The sequence below is a fragment of the Pseudoalteromonas luteoviolacea genome, from assembly GCF_000814765.1.
Classification (GTDB): Bacteria; Pseudomonadota; Gammaproteobacteria; order Enterobacterales; family Alteromonadaceae; genus Pseudoalteromonas; species Pseudoalteromonas luteoviolacea_H.
This window is the reverse complement of the sequence record NZ_JWIC01000007.1, coordinates 90,397-106,562: the sequence shown is the minus strand read 5'-3', so window position 1 is coordinate 106,562 and position 16,166 is coordinate 90,397. Positions and strand designations below refer to the sequence as shown.

Sequence of the window (16,166 nt, the reverse complement as noted above, 5' to 3'; positions counted from 1 at the left end):
CTCGACTTAAACTGCTGACGAGCACGCTACTTGTTGAGCACGCTTTTTAAATAAAAATAAGGTAATCGTGATGATAGCCATTGGAATTAATGACATATAGAAGGCATGTTGACCGCTCATATACTCAAATACAAAGCCTGTAATTAATGAACCAGTCGTACCACCGAGTGCTGAAAAGACCACAATTAAGCCTGTCATCGCAGCATGGCGATGCTTCTCAAGACTACTCAGCATAATTGAGTTAATCACTGGATAAATTGGTGCCATCAATAGTCCAAGTAATGGCATTAAATACGCGGCTACAGGCGCATCAAATACACTTGTGATTTGGTTTTGTGGCAAGTCTTTGGTCATAGGTAAAGTCAATAAAACCAGAATAGCCATACCTAAAAGGCATAGGTTCAAAAATAAGTACCAATCTACTTTTTTCAAAATTTGACCTGCTGCCAAACGGCCAATGGCCAAACTGGCCGCAAAAATACTGCTCAGCTGCACACTGACATCAACGGGTAGGTTGAGTACTTGATTATTAAAGGTAGGTAGCCAAGTGCCGACACCTTGCTCAATCAACACATATAAAAATGCACTGATCACAAACACCAACACCAGAGGCTGGTAAGTTAATCGCAACATGTCTAAGAAGTCATTTTTAGCACTGCCAGATTCAAGTGCTTGCTCTGCCGGCTTTTCGATTTTGGCAAACCAAACCAAACACATTGTGGCAATAGATAGTGCACTAAGCAGGTAATATACGTTCAACCAATTATGTGAGGTAATATCTTCACTCAAAAAGGCGGCAAATACCCAGTACCCACTGAGCACCCCCACCATGAATACACCTTCAATGGTATTTAATAAACTAGAATGAGATTTTGTTGAGTCAGTGACTTGACCGATTAGGGCATAAACGGAGACTTTAACAATCGCAAATGCACAGCCAACAGCAGCAAATAACGCTTTAAGCGCCCAAAAGCTACCTGCGATTGGCGTGATCATGCACATCACAGTAACCAGAGATAAGCCACCTAATAATGCCAGCTTGTAGCCTACCCGAGGAATAAATGAAGCGACTAAAAAAGACACAATCGCTATCGGTAAATCTTTAAACCCTTCTAGCGATGCGGCTTGCGCTTTGGAAACGCCAAAAGTATTGATAGCTTGCAAAATCACAGTGCCAACGCTATTGAGCAAGATTGCAAATAAAAAGTAACAGGCTCCCATAGCCAAAATAGTTCGCATATTGTGCATTGAAAGACTCGTAAATACTGTAAGTTTAATTCAGTCTAGCGCTCATGCGCGAACAATGCAATCGTTTGCATTTTAAAATTTAATAATAGCTGTTAATCATTTTAAGCCGCTTTTATCTTGATTTTCACACTTAATTGGCACCAACACGCTAACTTGATTGGCGTTCAACGAGTTTAATAGCCAACTGGCTGGATACCACCTGCTCACCGTCAAGTTGCGCCAATAGCTTGTTTACCAAAAGCTCGCCTGCTTGTTTAGTATCCTGCCTAATTGTGGTCAAAGAGGGAAAGCTAACATCTGCCATCGCGATATCATCAAAACCGACAATATGTACGTCGTTTGGAATGCTGACATATCGTTCTTTTAGTGCTTTCATCGCGCCTAAAGCGACCATATCACTACAGGCAAAAATACCATCAAAATCAAGCCCATCACTACGTAACTTAAGGTTTATCGCGTCGTAAGCCGCTTGACTGGTGATATCAATTTTCAATAATTGGCACTCCTCTTCAATGCCTTTGCTTGCTATCGCTGCACAAAAGCCGCTGTACCGTTCACCAATTTCAGCATGCTCAGGTTCTCCCAAAAACAAAGGTGCTTTACAGCCTCTCGAAATCAAATGATCTGCCGCTAGTTTACCTCCGAGGTAATTATCACTGCCTACTATCACATAATCCGCCTCCGTTTTGGGGTCACCCCACACCACCAAAGGCATACCGGCTTTGGATGCGCTTTCTATCAGCGCCTGCTGTTTGCCTTGACCTACAACAATGACACCGTCAGCACGACGTCCATCTATAAAGTAACCATGCCAATCATCGCCCGCCATAAACGAGTTTGATAACAGTAACTCATAGCCTTGTCGGTTCACTGCAAGGTTGATATCACTCACCACTTTAAGTAAAAATGGATCATCAATCGATTGCTCCGTTTCCGAATCAAGGTTTATTAAAACCGCGATAACCTTTGTTTTTTGTAACCGTAACCGACTTGCAGCGGCGTTTAAGCTAAAATTATGTTCTTTAGCTAACTGCTGGATCCGCTCACGCGTTTCTTGTTTAATTAATGGATTGTCATTGAGCGCCCGCGACGCCGTCGAGGTTGACACTCCAGCCAACTTAGCCAGATCAGCCAGTTTTAATTTTTTTTGGTGCATAGCTTATTCACTACTTCATAAAGCACTTTGCAATGCTTGAGCATGACTCAATGGGCTTTAATACCCTGTAACCTTCATGCTTCTAGATTAAACTAACCGAGAAGTTTCATCTACAGTGAACAACTCTTCTCCTCAGATATTTTCATTTAAGACACACTTTTTATTAACCTATTGTTTTTATTATCTCCGCCTTAACGCCACAGGTTATAAAAAAGCATGGACATGCAGCATTAGGTAAACTGTAAGTAAAAAAATATCGCAGCCCTATTGCAAACGTTTGCATAAAGATCTATTTTAAAATAACGCCCAGTAGAAACCAATTAAAAATATACTGAATGAATCATTAATTTCGTTTAGGTATGCGGCGAAAAGCGATGCCAACGCGTAAGTTGGCCATTATGACAACACATATGACACAACCAAGGGAGCAGCTCCTGTGAACCTAGGCAAGAAGTATTCTGCACTTGCAGCAGCGGTTATGGCCGCAATTACATATTCAAATGTAGCCAACGCTGAGCAACAAAATAAAGCCAAAGACAAGGTAGAAACCATTGTTATTTCTGGTACCCCTGGCGGTATGGGGATCCGTAAAGTGGATGCCGCATACGCCGTTACCAACGTGGATGAATCTTTAATTGAGCGACTTGCGCCAAAAAGTACAGCTGACTTATTCAAAGCCATACCAGGGGTTTGGGTAGAAAGCTCGGGTGGCGAATCAGGAGCCAATATTAATGTACGCGGGTTCACATCAAGTGGTGATGCACCTTTTTTAACTGTCAGTCTGGATGGTTCGCCGGTTTACCCTGCTCCAACGCTATCATTTTTAGAAAATTCGTCTATTTTCCGTATCGATGAAACCATTTCAATGATGGAAGGACTTAGGGGCGGCCCAAACCCTGTATTGTCAAATGGACAACCGGGGTTAACAACCAACTTCCGACTTAAACGTGGTCAAGCAGATACGGAAGGCACCTTTAAATACACCACCTCAGACTATGGCTTACAACGTATCGATGGTGTGATAAGTGGAGAAGTGAGCGAAGACCTATATTATATGGTAGGCGGCTATATCAAACGCTCATCGGGGATCCGTGACGCAGGTTTTACCTCTGAAAAAGGTCATCAATTCACCATAAAACTAACCAAAGAATTAGAGAATGGTGAAATCAACGTTTACACTCGCCAAACTGACGACACCGGCGCATGGTATCTACCTACGCCACTGAATGAGGCGGGTATCGATGCAAAATACACTCAACTAGGTACACTGAACCGCCAAGCGACTATTTCTGCTGGTAATGGTAAAGTGGACATTGATTTAGCTGAAGGTCGAGGCTGGGACGGACATGTCTCTGGTGGTAGCATCTCATTGGAGCTTGGTAATGACTGGCACTTTATCGACCGCTTTAGTTTAACTCAAGGTAAAGCAAATACTTATGGTCTTGTGCCTGCAGGCAATGCCATGAACTTATCCGAAGTTGCTGATAACGGCGTAAGCGCAACAGGCGTGGCAACGGGTAAAGAGTATGGTGCCGACACACGTGTTCAGGACTATGGCCGTTGGGTGGTACTTAAAGATATCGAAGCCTTCACCAACGACTTAGCGCTCAGCAAAGATTTTGGCGAAATTAACAGCGCCTTTGGTATTTACACCGCAACTACCTCAGCGAAAGATTGGTGGAGCCTAGGCAACACCGCCTACCATGTCTTAGAGCAAGGCGGCGAAATGCTGACAGGCATCGCCTGTAATGACTCGCTTGAAGGCTGTGGATTTAACTACGACATCAACAGTAACGGTGATGCCACAACACTTGCTTTTTATACCACACATAGCTACGCCGCTACTGACAATTTAACGATTGACTTAGGCCTTCGTAATGAGCGCCACCAGGTTGACTACACCGTTGATGAAGGCCTTGATGGCGTGATCACAAAATCGGTTGACTACAGCGCGCGCAAAACCTCATGGACAATCGGCACTGATTACAAACTAGATGAGCAAAGTGGTGTGTTTGTCCGTTTCAATAAAGGCTTTAAGATGCCTTATTTTGACGATTTCAGAGATAACTTTGATGACTATTCTGCTGGTGATGAACTGATCAAAGAAGTTGCACAAAGTGAAGTCGGCTACAAGTTTATGGGTGAAAACATGGACTTCTTTGCAACACTTTTTGCAAATGAAGTAAAGGGTGAGTCATTCTCTATTCGTCCAGATTTACCTGCACAGCGTTTTACCACTGAGGCACATGGTATTGAAATAGATTTTAATTACAATCATGACTCAGGTTTCAGTGTCAATCTAAATGGTACCTTGCAAAACAGCGAAGTAGCACAAAGTCCAGACGCAACACTTACGGGTAACAAGTCACAACGTATCCCTGATTGGCAATTACGTATCACACCAAGTTATGAATTTGAACTTGGTGACATGTTCGCGACAGTTTACGGCACGATTTCTGCTGTTGACTCACGTTATAGCGATATTCAAAACACACCCAGTGCCGTTTTAGATGGCTATGAAAAAATCGATATCGGATTAACCCTTGAACCAATGGAACAAGTACAGGTACAAGTCGCTATTGATAACCTGACTGACGAGCAAGGTTTAACTGAGGGGGACCCACGTAACCCTGCAGCAGCGAACGGACGCTATATTTTGCCGCGTAGTGTTAAGTTAAGTGTTGCTTATAGCTTCTAATCCCAAATTTCGCCCATCATTCGGTGGGCATACCTAAAACTAACGACCAAAGCCCAATGAGGATCACCTTTATATTGGGCTTTTTTCTTACATTAACTACACTTTAAAATACTTAATGCGCTTTTTTACATAATGTAATCATTCAGCTTGTAACAAAGTGACAAATAGTACTCTTTGCAAATTTTAATGATTTTCACTTGTTAGCAATACAATAAAGCTGCTCAATACTATGCTTCGCAAGTGCTGGAGTGAACTTTATGAATATTGAAGAAATTCAAAAAGGTGAATGGTTAGAATATCAAGACCATCCAGTCGAAGTTTTAATTGTAGATAGACGTAACCACGTCGTGACCGTGTGGGATGAACGCAGTCAAAGGAAGATAGATTTACATGCTGATTTACTCAAAGAAGATCCACAGTGCCACTGTGACTCATTTCTCTATTACTGAATAAATGCCCAAAGCGTAACTCCAGCTTTGGGCTCATCCTAACTAATTATTGTTGAACCAATAACCATTGCGCATTTTCATGACTTGCATCACCTTTACGAGATAAATGCACTTGCCCAGACTCAATATCAGCCCAAACATATTGCTGCCAAAAATTATTTTTCAAATTTACACGCGTGCCGTACGGCTCAATATGAAAAGATGCCTTATTGGGCGACGTCCAAAGTTTAGTATCACCTGTGAAGTTGTTTTTATAGCTTAAAAACAGTTCAGCGTTATTCCTTGTTCTAAAATAAGAATCACCGCCCTCACCTTTGACCAAAATAAAATCGATTGGCGTTGCATGTTCAACGTATAGAAGCGCATTTTTTTGCTCGCCACTTTGTGAACCAATGGCTTTACCGTTACTCGCATTATGGAGATGCACAACATCACCCGTGTCTGCTTTAAGCTGGTTTGGTTGCCAATCTGACGGTGGTGTTTTCCATGTCAGTGATTTCCACTTCCAATTGTATGGCATGTTAATTAAGGGGTCGTTGACATCATTGTAACCAGCTTCGGCTTCAATATTATATAAGCAGTGTCTACGCTCTTCCTCTAATTGTGCAACTCGATCAAGTTGACTTGTCGTGCCCACTTTAAGTTCAGTCATACAATTGATTAAAGACTTACCCTTCCCTTGCTCACCCGGGGCCAAAACATATGTATGGTCACGCTTTGCTTCATCTTCATACCAATTGAGCATGGCCTGCTCTTCAAATGACAACCAGTTATCCACCAGCTGCTGTGCTTCTTGCTGAGCTTTTGTTCTTCGCTCTTCTTGCGGTAGTGACATAGTGCGAATAAACGCCGCCCATAAATCTTTACTGGCTTCCAAAGACACCAAAGCAACGGGCTTTATATTACTGGGCTTATAAGCTTGCCAGCCACTTTGGCCTCTTGACTCAGGCTTCCATATCACGTCACCACTTTGGTAATTAATCGCTTCTTTGGTGTCATGGGTATGTTGCTCTGCGCCTTCTGAGCAAAGGTATGCCTTAACTTGCCAAATTTTTTCATAATTATCGACTGCTAGACGCACCGTGTGCTCAGGGCTAAATGAATCCTGGAATAAATGAACTGCTCGACCAAATAAAAAGTAGTTGTGGTCAACTTCAACAGCTTTGGCATAGCCGCCCCCATCCCAGACTTTAATCTTTTTAGACTCAGCAGTTGCGGCATTTACAAAGTGATTAATGAACCGAATTTGCGCACGTTTTGCTGCGTTGACACCACCAATACCACCTATATCGTCATAGCGACGCATAAAATGATCTTGCTGTAAATCTGCGGGCTCTTGCGCAACGGCATTAAAACAGTTTGGCCCTGTTGGATCTGCACTGGCATTTGTCACATTAAATCCGGCAATATCAACCCATCGTTCGCCAACAATTGCAGCAAAAATGGCATCATACCCTGACCAGTAAGTCCCATCATCATTGGTGTTAGATAAGATCCTTTCAACTTCGTGCTGAGCGACATTTAGCTCAATAGATTTCGCTAAGCCATTATTCCAATTTAACCTTGGATCTTGGCTATCGCTGACTCGTGTATCTTGCCCCATCAGCTCTAATGCAGAGGTGCGTGTTAGCCACTCATGCCCAATTGGCATCACGCCAGCCCCGCCCAATTGAGTGAATGACATAGCTGAAGAACTCGTGACCATTGCAGCCACTGCACATGAAAGATATTTTAATTTCATAATTACTCCTTTTAAAACGAGTAAATTTTTACACAAAATTAAAATAAAAGCTCTAATTTTTGAATTGTTTATGATTGAATATACAAAAGAACATATAAAACATTCTAAAAACCATCAAAGTAAAAATATAAAACAATGAAATTCATCATGTTAAAGAGGCTGACACCGCACTACCCGCATGCAATATAGCCGTATCAAACAGCGGGATATCTGTGTCATTTTCGTTAACAAGTAATGCAATCTCTGTACATCCCAAAATAACTGCTTCAGCCCCCTGTGCCTGCAGTTTTGCAATGATTTCTACATACGCTTGCTTAGATTCAGGCTGTATAATTCCAACACACAGTTCATTATAAATCACATCATGAATTACGTTTTGGTCTTCTTCATCAGGCACAATCACTTCAATATCAAATTTGTTTTTAAGTCTGTCTTTATAAAATGACTCTGACATCGTAAATTGTGTACCAAGTAGTCCAACTTTTCGTTTGCCATCTCGTTTTAATTGCTCTCCAGTTGGATCTGCGATATGAATGAGAGGAATGCCTACGCCGGCTTGTACCTCTTCAAAAATCAAATGCATGGTATTTGTACAAATGAGTATGAAGTCAGCGCCAGCGCGTTCAATGTCCTGGGCATCTTGGGTGAGCATGTTAGCCATTGTGCTCCATTCATTTGCCTGCTGAAGCTCAGCGATGGGCGCAAAGTCGACACTTTTCATCACTATTTTAGCCGAATGCAGCCCACCCAAAGCATCTTTAACACCCTGATTTATATACTTATAATAATTAGAAGTTGATTCCCAACTCATGCCACCAAGCAAACCAATTGTTTTCATTTTTTATTCCTTTTGAAATGTATGTTTTAAGCGACGTTGCAACCATGAGTAAAACAGTATTACTATAAACATACACTTGATAAAATACACCGCAATCGATAATAAAAAATATAAGTCGATCTTTAGCATTTACTCATTATTTTGTTTTCCATACTAAGCCTCGACCCCATAAAACAGATTCAAGTAGTTACTTTATTTGGCTAAAATGCGTAGCGGTACGTTATACCTAGTTGATCAATCCCCTGACTATCAAAATAACTCAGCACAATGCTTGAGTCGCCCATGTGAGCTTGCACGCCCAATTCAGCCCACGCACCCTCATTATTTTTTGCCCCTTTAGGCTCAAAGTACTCATAGCCTAGCCGAGCATACCCCGAAACATATTCATTAAAGCGGTGTTCGTATTCGGTAAAAAAGCGATAAAAATCCCCTTCCAGTGTGTAATGTTTCAAATGCCAGTCCATTTCACCAAGTCCTGCACCAAATGAGAATCGGCCATCACTTGTTTCATATAGAATATAACCGAGCTCAAAATAATTTTCGTCTATGTCTATATCTAGTTGTCTTGGGCCACTTTCTATCGTATCTCCTTGACGTTTTACCGAGAAACTGGTGTAGAGCCCATTCTCAAATTCATAGCCAAAACCCAGCTTAATACCATCTGGCTCTACTTTTGATTTATCTCCAAAATCACTTTGTACATATCCAAACTCAATGAATGTTTTGCTCAAATCAGCCGCTTGTACGTTTAACCCTGAAACCGATAACATCATCATACATAACATTTTTTTCATTACTTTATTCCTTCATTTAACGCTTGGGAAAATGGTATAGAAGATACAGAAAAGGGTCTGTATCAAAGTGTCTCAATCGTTATCAAGCTATATAATTAAGCTGCTAGGTCAAAATTTATGACTCAATCATGAGTACCCAATTAATGGAGAAGGAATAAAGAAATGGGCTGATATGATGTGTACCAACCCAGAGGAGAAATCTAAGATAAATCGTTAGAATGAATAGCGGTATACAAAAGCAACTTGCTCAATGCGCTTGCCTTCTGAGAATTCCCAAGAAAAACTCGATGCGCCCCAATGTGCGCGAATACCCACTTCGGTCCAAAGTCCATTTTCACTGCTCGCTTCCTTGCCATCTAAAGATTCATATCCAAGCTTGGCAAACGCCGAAAAATACTGATTAAATCGATAGTCATACCCCGTATATAAACGATACAGGTCAGCATCACTACTGCTATCTTCAATTTCAAGCTCAAGCTCTCCGGCAAATGCCCCAACAGAAAGTCGCCCGTTCTCGGTTTCATGAGCTACATAGCCTAGCTCCAACACATTTTCGTTGAGGTCAATGTCTCGGTCAAAAAACGCGATTAGAAACGTATCTTTATGCCTTTTAGTATGTATACCAGCATATATGCCATTCTCGAATTCATAGCTTAAGCTAACTTGATGACCAACCAAGTCTAGATCTGTTTTATTATCAAAATACATGTCATCTTTAAAATCTGATTTTGAATAGCCTAGTTCAATATAAGTGTTACTCAGATCCGCAGCTTGGGCATTAATACTACATGCTGCGACTGCAGCCATTAATAATTGTTTTTTCATGTAAAGTGACTCCTTAAAGTATTGGTATTCATGCTAAACCTCTTTATTGAGAAAAACCGTTTCAAACTGTCTAAAGGCACATCAAAAATAAGCCAATTATTAAAAAAAATCGGACCATTCATTTACATTCATTTACAAATACCACTTCAAAAAGCTAACTAAGAAGACGAAGAAAACAAATTATAAGTATAAAAATCATCAACTTAAAACCGTACGATCACGTTAACTTAAAATTCCAATACAGTCTCAATGACCATTACGTAAATATAAAAAACAGTCTTCAGCGATTGATGTCACTATTTACTTTTACTAATTTAGAATTCAATTTTTAGTTTGCATACACGCCCAAAAACACATGCTAATATTTACCAGAAAGGTAATATTGCCGTTTATCGGTTGAGTAATTCATCGAGAATAGCGAGTGCAGGGCTTATATTGTTAGATACATAAGCCCTAAAGATGAAGCTTTGATAGCAAGTGACAGGTTAATCAATTTTAAAATATGATTTAGCTGTCTCTATAAACACATCAATTTTGTCTTTATTTATGCCTAAATGCGTAACTAAACGCATCCCTTGATACCCTGGTCTTAAGTTGATGCCTTTGCTAAACATGACCTCAGCAAACGCTTGCATATCGATACTCTCATCGACATTTAAAAACACTAAGTTTGTTTGAACATCATATGATGAACTATCAAACCCGGGAAGTTCATTAAGGCGCTGTGCCAAGTAGCGCGCATTATCATGGTCTTCAGCCAACCTATCAACGTTATTTTTCAGTGCATATATGCCTGCAGCAGCTAAAATACCAGCTTGTCGCATACCACCACCGAGCATTTTTCTGAGTCGCCGTGCTTTTTCTATAAACTCACGATCGCCCATTAACAACGATCCAACGGGTGCACCTAACCCTTTCGATAAACATACTGTCATTGAATCAAAATATTGGCTGATCTCTTTTACATCCACTCCTAGTGCAATCGCTGCGTTATACACCCGCGCACCATCAAGGTGTTGCTTAAGCGCATACTTTTTAGTAAATGCCCTCGCTTCTTTTAAGTAATCTAAACCTAAGACCTTACCACCTATGGTGTTTTCTAGACTTAACATTTTAGTTCTCGCAAAATGAAAGTCATTGGGCTTGATAGCAGCTGCGACTTTATCTAAACAAATACGTCCATCAGGCAGGTTCTCAATCGGTTGGGGCTGCACAGAACCAAGCACAGCAGCCCCACCAGCTTCATACTTATAGTTATGTGCATTTTGGCCACAAATATATTCATCTCCCCTCTCACAATGTGCAAGGATCGCTAGTAAGTTAGCCTGCGTACCCGAACTAACAAATAGAGACGCCTCAAATCCATGTTTTACCGAGCTATATTGCTCTAGTTCATTCACTGTGGGGTCATCACCATACACGTCATCACCCACCATCGCATTACTCATTAAACGCCTCATATCTTTACAAGGCAATGTCACCGTATCCGAGCGAAAATCAATCATAAAGCTTCCCTATTAAGTCCGTTATACTTGCACTATCGACTGTAGAATATATCATTTTAAACCTACTATGAAACCACACAAATCAATGTACTAGCCTTACTACACAGGAGCGAATCAACTAAGGTAACGGACGGCTATCTTCAACAATGCCAAACGCTTTATTTAACCTTGGACATGTGAAGCTCTGCTCAGTGGCTTCAAAATTAAAATCTTCAGCAGAATTCAAAACCTCCCCTTCCATCTGTATCATTTTTTCAATACCCGGAGGCGTATATAAAATCAATACCTTAACTCGCTCATCGGTCTCATTTCGAAATCCTCGCAGTGTATCTGGCGGGCAAAAAACAAATGTGCCAGGGGTTGCATCATACCGATCAGAGCCATCAAATATAGTCAGCGTGCCACTCAATACCAAAAAGGACTCCTGTTCATTGGCATGAGTATGAAATGGCCCACCTTGTCCAGGCTCAATAATTGACTCAATTAGAGAAAACTGACCATCCGTCTGTTCACCATTGATAACTTCACGGTATAAGTTGCCAGCCGATTTTACGTAACACCCGCTATTTGGGCCATTTACTAGTATCTTATTCTCTGCTTTATCCATCATTCATTCCTTTACCTTAAATACATTAGGGAAAAATTAAAAATTACGTATAAAATATCGAGATACATAACAGTGTTAGATACAAGCCAACACCAAAAGAAGTATGCGCCCCAAGACTCTTTAACCTCGCTATATTGGCTCTTGGCACTTTGCTTGCTGCGATGCCCATACCAAAACATGGCTGCATCACAAAAAAAGGAAAACATACCGTTAATGTGCCAAAGAATATCGCGAGCCATGGGTTTAATAATGAGCTACTGACCATGTGCGTGAGAAATATGAAAGAAAGTGCAAACAATACACCTATCAGATAATGGGCAATCCAGCCGACCACTCCCTCAAGGTTTTTAGGCTTAGCACTCATGATATTGCGATGGAATATCTCGCCTTGCAAGCAGTGTAATACCCAGCGACCAACTAAACCGTAATTTAATGATTGAACACCAAAAATACGCTTTAAGCATTCACTCCATATATCCATAAACACGGTAGCCCCAAGGCCTGCAATGATAGATAGTCCTATCATTTGAAGCATCCCCTCTTCCAAATACATACAAATCTCCTCATCCTCAATATTGTTAATAAGACATTTAGAAGGAAGAAGACTATGCCACTTAAAGTCGACTTTAAGTCAAGAGGAAAAATAGAAAATGGATGACCCAATCATTTTTAAAGAAAGGAGCAATTAGAAAAAACAGACTGTTAAATAAGAAAACTAATATACTTTAGTCGGAGTCAAAAATCGCAACAGAGCGCGAGTCAAGTGTTCTAACAAAATTGGCTTTGTGATGTAGTCATTCATGCCCGCTTCAATACAAGCTTCTCTGTCTCCTTTCATTGCATTTGCCGTTAATGCCAATATTGGAATGTTTAAAAAGGTCTGCCCACCTTCACCGCGGCGAATACGTCGAGTTGCTTCAAATCCATCCATACAAGGCATTTGACAGTCCATTAATACCAGTTGATATTGGTGTTTAGCTGCTAATAGTTTATCCAATGCCTCCTGTCCGTTATTTGCAAGCTCTGTTTTTAGTCCTAACGAATCAAGCATTTTTTTAGCAACTAGCTGATTAACTGGATTATCCTCAACAAGTAGCACGACCTGTTGTTCAAACGCCTTTGAAGAGACATTTTCATTTATCGAAGGTGCTTGTTCAGTGCCTTTAATAGACATCATAAACCCTTCAAATTCACTTTGTGAGAATGGTTTATTAAACCGTCGGTAAAACCCACATTCACTAAAATAATGGCTACTCTCCGTATCTTTTAAAAGCGTCAAAATCACGGCTTTCGCATTAGGCTGGAGATTCATTTTTTTAAGCCACTGTTCCGACTTTTTACCGTTCATATAGCGGCTTAAAATAACCAGATCTGTTTGCGTATTTATAAAAGATTCAGCCGCTTTTAATTCACTCGCAATATTAACCGTTGATGCATGCCGACAGACTATGCCCTTGAGTGCATTCGCAGCTGAAACATTGCTTTCAATGATTAACACTGAATTGAATTGAGTACTTAGCTGTCTATGTTCAACATCCACAGGCTCCAGCATGATTTCAAAACTAAAAATACTCCCAACGCCCAACTCGCTGCGCAAAGATGCATTCCCTTCCATCAATTTACACAGGGTTTTGACAATAGCTAAACCAAGCCCTGTACCACCAAACCGCCTTGTTGTGGTTGAATCCACTTGTGAAAATGACTGAAATAATTTTTTCTGCTTTTCTAATTCAATTCCTATACCTGTATCTTTCACATGGCCAATCAACTTCACTTTTTCTTTTTCATTGTGATTTTCAGTGCTCAGGGTAACAACCACTTCTCCTTTGTGTGTAAACTTCAATGCATTGCCAATTAAATTACCAAGTACCTGCTTAAAACGGACCGGATCTCCTTTTACATAACGCGTCTTCAAATTGACTGTATCTAATACTAGCTCTAGTCCTTTCCCATGAGCGGCATGTGCATGCGTTTGTATTAGCGATGCGCTTTCAGTGATCAGGTCAAATTCTGTTTTTTCAATTTCTAGCCGGCCCGCTTCTATCTTCGAAAAATCTAGAATATCATTAATCACCACCATCAACGCGTCTGCACTGGACTTTGCTGTCATTACGTAATTATGCTGGATCTCGTTGAGGCCTTCTTTCTCAACAAGATCTAACATACCGATCACCCCATTCATAGGGGTGCGGATCTCATGGCTCATATTGGCTAAAAATTCTGATTTATGTCGAGAGGCTTCTTCCGCTCGTTTTTTCGCAATCGCTAATTCATGATTCGTATTGAGTAATGCTTGCTGCGCTTGTTTAATCGCAAAGTTATGTAACTCACCCACCATGATGGCAAAACCGAAGTTAAACACCAGTTGCGCGACCATAATGGTAATAAAAAATAACTGAATATAAATACTGGTATCTGTCATGATACTGGTTGCGCCATCATTGATTGGGGCGCTGATCCTAAAAAAACCCGCCGTGTTTAAACACCCTAAACCCAAAACAACCAGTGCACCCGAGACTTCAAAGCGATTTCTTCTATGTTCAAGCATAAAAACCACCATCCATATGGATGTGCACAAAATCGTGAACACAGCGAGCTTTAATCGATACTCGTAAGAGTCGAACCAAAACGTAAAAGCCGTTAACAACACTAAGAATCCGGCTACATATGCAACCAATATTCGCCAGGGAGGACGCTTATCTACGGCATAATACAAACCGATTAACATCATGATTAAGGACAGCTGACCACATAAATTAGACGCAATATGTTTAAAAAAATAAGGTAGCGCATTTTGGGCTGCAAAAAGGCCGAAGTTAGCTACGAGCAACCAAGGCCCTATTGCCCAAAAAGCCGTGGCTTTAATATTACGATTTGCCATCCATAGAAAGGTAAGTGCAGTTGCCGATGCAACAATGCCAACTGCACACATCAACAATATTGTTTGTGTCGATAGCGCCAGCATCAGCCCTCGCTTGAATATAGTGAAGTATCAATTCGATTACTAAAAAAGTAGGAGAGAGCAGCATCAAAGTAAAGAAATATATCTAGAAACTTCAATAAATTATTGCATCTAATCTAATTTGACTGCCCTGCGATTATTTTTCTCAGTATAGAGAATCGACCTATTGATACAATTAAATATAAAGTTACAAATCCACAAATGAAAATTTAATTTTTAAGTGGTAACTTAGCGACGTCATTAAATATATCAGCAATTAAATATTTTAATGGCATAAATTAATTAAAAATTAAAAAGGAAGTTTTAGAATGAAAATTACAAAAGTGGCCTTAATTTTAGCAGCGCTATCGGCAACATCAGCAGTATATGCAGACTCAGGTTTAGGTGTGAACATTACCGAGAAACCTCGCCCAGGTGTACCTCAAGCACGATGGACCTACATTGATATCACAGATAGCTATGGTCAACATAACAATGCAAAATTCAACTACAGCATTTCTAACTACACAATCAATTTTGATTGGGTAACGAATGACGGTGCGGTAGGTGGCTGTAGTATTTACTATGACGTAAACAAAGACAGCTCTACCGCTTGGAATGATCAAGTTGCAAAGCGTCGCTACGATACAACCAAATTAATCTTGTCAAACCTTAAGCAAGGCGATCAATTATTTGTACAGTCTGCATTTGGTCAAAACTCAGCACCTTGTGAAGTAACTGTATCTCACAAGATTGGACTATAATTCGTCCAGTAAAATTGAGGGAACATTTCCCTCAATTTTTTGCCTACCATAAATCAGCCTTGTTTTCGTGCGAACCAATATATTTGCGACTATCTTTGTATGTATCGCAATAACCTCAATCGTACTATGGAATTAATTGAGCTCATTTATATCAGCACCGTCACAACGCCACTGAGCGATGCAGAGTTAGAAACACTAAGAAGACAATGTGCTGCAGCAAATCAAATAAGCAGTATATCTGGCATGCTGCTCTACGATAGACATCACTTCATGCAAGTCATTGAGGGAGATAAATCTAAGGTAGAACAGTTGTTTGAGCATATAAAGCAAGATAAAAGGCACAAAGAAGTCGAGGCGCTAATTTGTAATCCCATTGGGAAGCGTAACTTTAGAAAATGGGCTATGGGCTTAATTGACCTAGACAAAGAGCCCTCTTACCGCAAGGTTAAAGAGACTAGACCTCATCGTCGCCTGCCGTTAAGTTATAAGCTGCTAAAGTCATTTCGTAATCATGAGTTTGAAATTGAAGAACATATCAAGCGCTCTTTTGGCGCTTAGCACCGCTTTAATGTTGCACACTTATCACTAATCATAGACATC

General features: G+C 40.5%; 14 protein-coding genes. 4 read left to right on the top strand and 10 right to left on the bottom strand.

Translation table 11 applies throughout. The features are described 5' to 3' along the window. Nucleotides 1–6 precede the first annotated feature (6 nt). Nucleotides 7–1,248, bottom strand: a complete 1,242-nt coding sequence (locus tag JF50_RS14980; protein ID WP_039610265.1) for an MFS transporter — start codon at nucleotides 1,246–1,248, stop codon at nucleotides 7–9. Nucleotides 1,249–1,396: 148 nt separating this feature from the next. After that, the gene (locus tag JF50_RS14975) at nucleotides 1,397–2,404 is read right to left on the bottom strand and encodes a LacI family DNA-binding transcriptional regulator (RefSeq protein ID WP_039610264.1); all 1,008 of its coding nucleotides are present in this window, start codon (nucleotides 2,402–2,404) and stop codon (nucleotides 1,397–1,399) included. 478 nt (nucleotides 2,405–2,882) lie between these two features. Here JF50_RS14975 and JF50_RS14970 point away from each other — a divergent pair, with 478 nt between their 5' ends. Beyond that, a complete protein-coding gene (locus JF50_RS14970; protein WP_052262533.1) occupies nucleotides 2,883–5,102 on the top strand; it encodes a TonB-dependent receptor in 2,220 nt (739 codons plus the stop codon). A gap of 257 nt (nucleotides 5,103–5,359) precedes the next feature. After that, on the top strand, nucleotides 5,360–5,551 hold the full coding sequence (locus JF50_RS14965) for a hypothetical protein (RefSeq protein ID WP_039610262.1): 192 nt from the start codon (nucleotides 5,360–5,362) through the stop codon (nucleotides 5,549–5,551). Nucleotides 5,552–5,597: 46 nt separating this feature from the next. On the opposite strand, the gene JF50_RS14960 is transcribed toward JF50_RS14965, so the two are convergent. The 8 genes from JF50_RS14960 to JF50_RS14925 form a co-directional block, all read right to left on the bottom strand. Then, nucleotides 5,598–7,292, bottom strand: a complete 1,695-nt coding sequence (locus JF50_RS14960; RefSeq protein WP_039610261.1) for a hemolysin D — start codon at nucleotides 7,290–7,292, stop codon at nucleotides 5,598–5,600. 145 nt (nucleotides 7,293–7,437) lie between these two features. Further along, nucleotides 7,438–8,130 (bottom strand): aspartate/glutamate racemase family protein, encoded by a 693-nt coding sequence (locus JF50_RS14955; protein WP_039610260.1) that lies wholly within the window; start codon nucleotides 8,128–8,130, stop codon nucleotides 7,438–7,440. A 200-nt stretch (nucleotides 8,131–8,330) separates the two neighbouring features. Further along, a complete protein-coding gene (locus tag JF50_RS14950; protein ID WP_039610259.1) occupies nucleotides 8,331–8,924 on the bottom strand; it encodes a hypothetical protein in 594 nt (197 codons plus the stop codon). A gap of 213 nt (nucleotides 8,925–9,137) precedes the next feature. Next, the gene (locus JF50_RS14945) at nucleotides 9,138–9,749 is read right to left on the bottom strand and encodes an outer membrane beta-barrel protein (RefSeq protein WP_039610258.1); all 612 of its coding nucleotides are present in this window, start codon (nucleotides 9,747–9,749) and stop codon (nucleotides 9,138–9,140) included. A gap of 485 nt (nucleotides 9,750–10,234) precedes the next feature. Beyond that, nucleotides 10,235–11,254, bottom strand: coding sequence for a low-specificity L-threonine aldolase (gene ltaE, locus JF50_RS14940; RefSeq protein WP_039610257.1), 1,020 nt, complete (start codon nucleotides 11,252–11,254; stop codon nucleotides 10,235–10,237). Between the two features lie 118 nt (nucleotides 11,255–11,372). Then, nucleotides 11,373–11,864: a cupin domain-containing protein gene (locus JF50_RS26200; protein WP_080760257.1), complete on the bottom strand. Its 492-nt coding sequence runs from the start codon at nucleotides 11,862–11,864 to the stop codon at nucleotides 11,373–11,375. 40 nt (nucleotides 11,865–11,904) lie between these two features. Then, nucleotides 11,905–12,414: a DUF2938 domain-containing protein gene (locus tag JF50_RS14930; protein WP_200890417.1), complete on the bottom strand. Its 510-nt coding sequence runs from the start codon at nucleotides 12,412–12,414 to the stop codon at nucleotides 11,905–11,907. A 162-nt stretch (nucleotides 12,415–12,576) separates the two neighbouring features. Then, the gene (locus JF50_RS14925) at nucleotides 12,577–14,826 is read right to left on the bottom strand and encodes a response regulator (protein ID WP_052262336.1); all 2,250 of its coding nucleotides are present in this window, start codon (nucleotides 14,824–14,826) and stop codon (nucleotides 12,577–12,579) included. 305 nt (nucleotides 14,827–15,131) lie between these two features. Between JF50_RS14925 and JF50_RS14920 the strand changes: the two genes are divergently transcribed. Both JF50_RS14920 and JF50_RS26195 read left to right on the top strand, forming a co-directional pair. Next, the gene (locus tag JF50_RS14920; RefSeq protein WP_039610256.1) at nucleotides 15,132–15,566 is read left to right on the top strand and encodes a hypothetical protein; all 435 of its coding nucleotides are present in this window, start codon (nucleotides 15,132–15,134) and stop codon (nucleotides 15,564–15,566) included. Nucleotides 15,567–15,665: 99 nt separating this feature from the next. Further along, nucleotides 15,666–16,124, top strand: a complete 459-nt coding sequence (locus JF50_RS26195) for a BLUF domain-containing protein (RefSeq protein WP_052262335.1) — start codon at nucleotides 15,666–15,668, stop codon at nucleotides 16,122–16,124. Nucleotides 16,125–16,166 lie beyond the last annotated feature (42 nt).

Coding starts and splice junctions, on each gene's coding strand:
- JF50_RS14920 (WP_039610256.1), top strand. CDS start 15,132: ATGAAAATTACAAAAGTGGCCTTAATTTTAGCAGCGCTATCGGCAACA.
- JF50_RS14980 (WP_039610265.1), bottom strand. CDS start 1,248: ATGCACAATATGCGAACTATTTTGGCTATGGGAGCCTGTTACTTTTTA.
- JF50_RS26195 (WP_052262335.1), top strand. CDS start 15,666: ATGTATCGCAATAACCTCAATCGTACTATGGAATTAATTGAGCTCATT.
- JF50_RS26200 (WP_080760257.1), bottom strand. CDS start 11,864: ATGATGGATAAAGCAGAGAATAAGATACTAGTAAATGGCCCAAATAGC.
- JF50_RS14970 (WP_052262533.1), top strand. CDS start 2,883: ATGGCCGCAATTACATATTCAAATGTAGCCAACGCTGAGCAACAAAAT.
- JF50_RS14955 (WP_039610260.1), bottom strand. CDS start 8,130: ATGAAAACAATTGGTTTGCTTGGTGGCATGAGTTGGGAATCAACTTCT.
- JF50_RS14925 (WP_052262336.1), bottom strand. CDS start 14,826: ATGCTGGCGCTATCGACACAAACAATATTGTTGATGTGTGCAGTTGGC.
- JF50_RS14965 (WP_039610262.1), top strand. CDS start 5,360: ATGAATATTGAAGAAATTCAAAAAGGTGAATGGTTAGAATATCAAGAC.
- JF50_RS14960 (WP_039610261.1), bottom strand. CDS start 7,292: ATGAAATTAAAATATCTTTCATGTGCAGTGGCTGCAATGGTCACGAGT.
- JF50_RS14930 (WP_200890417.1), bottom strand. CDS start 12,414: ATGTATTTGGAAGAGGGGATGCTTCAAATGATAGGACTATCTATCATT.
- JF50_RS14950 (WP_039610259.1), bottom strand. CDS start 8,924: ATGAAAAAAATGTTATGTATGATGATGTTATCGGTTTCAGGGTTAAAC.
- JF50_RS14945 (WP_039610258.1), bottom strand. CDS start 9,749: ATGAAAAAACAATTATTAATGGCTGCAGTCGCAGCATGTAGTATTAAT.
- ltaE (WP_039610257.1), bottom strand. CDS start 11,254: ATGATTGATTTTCGCTCGGATACGGTGACATTGCCTTGTAAAGATATG.
- JF50_RS14975 (WP_039610264.1), bottom strand. CDS start 2,404: ATGCACCAAAAAAAATTAAAACTGGCTGATCTGGCTAAGTTGGCTGGA.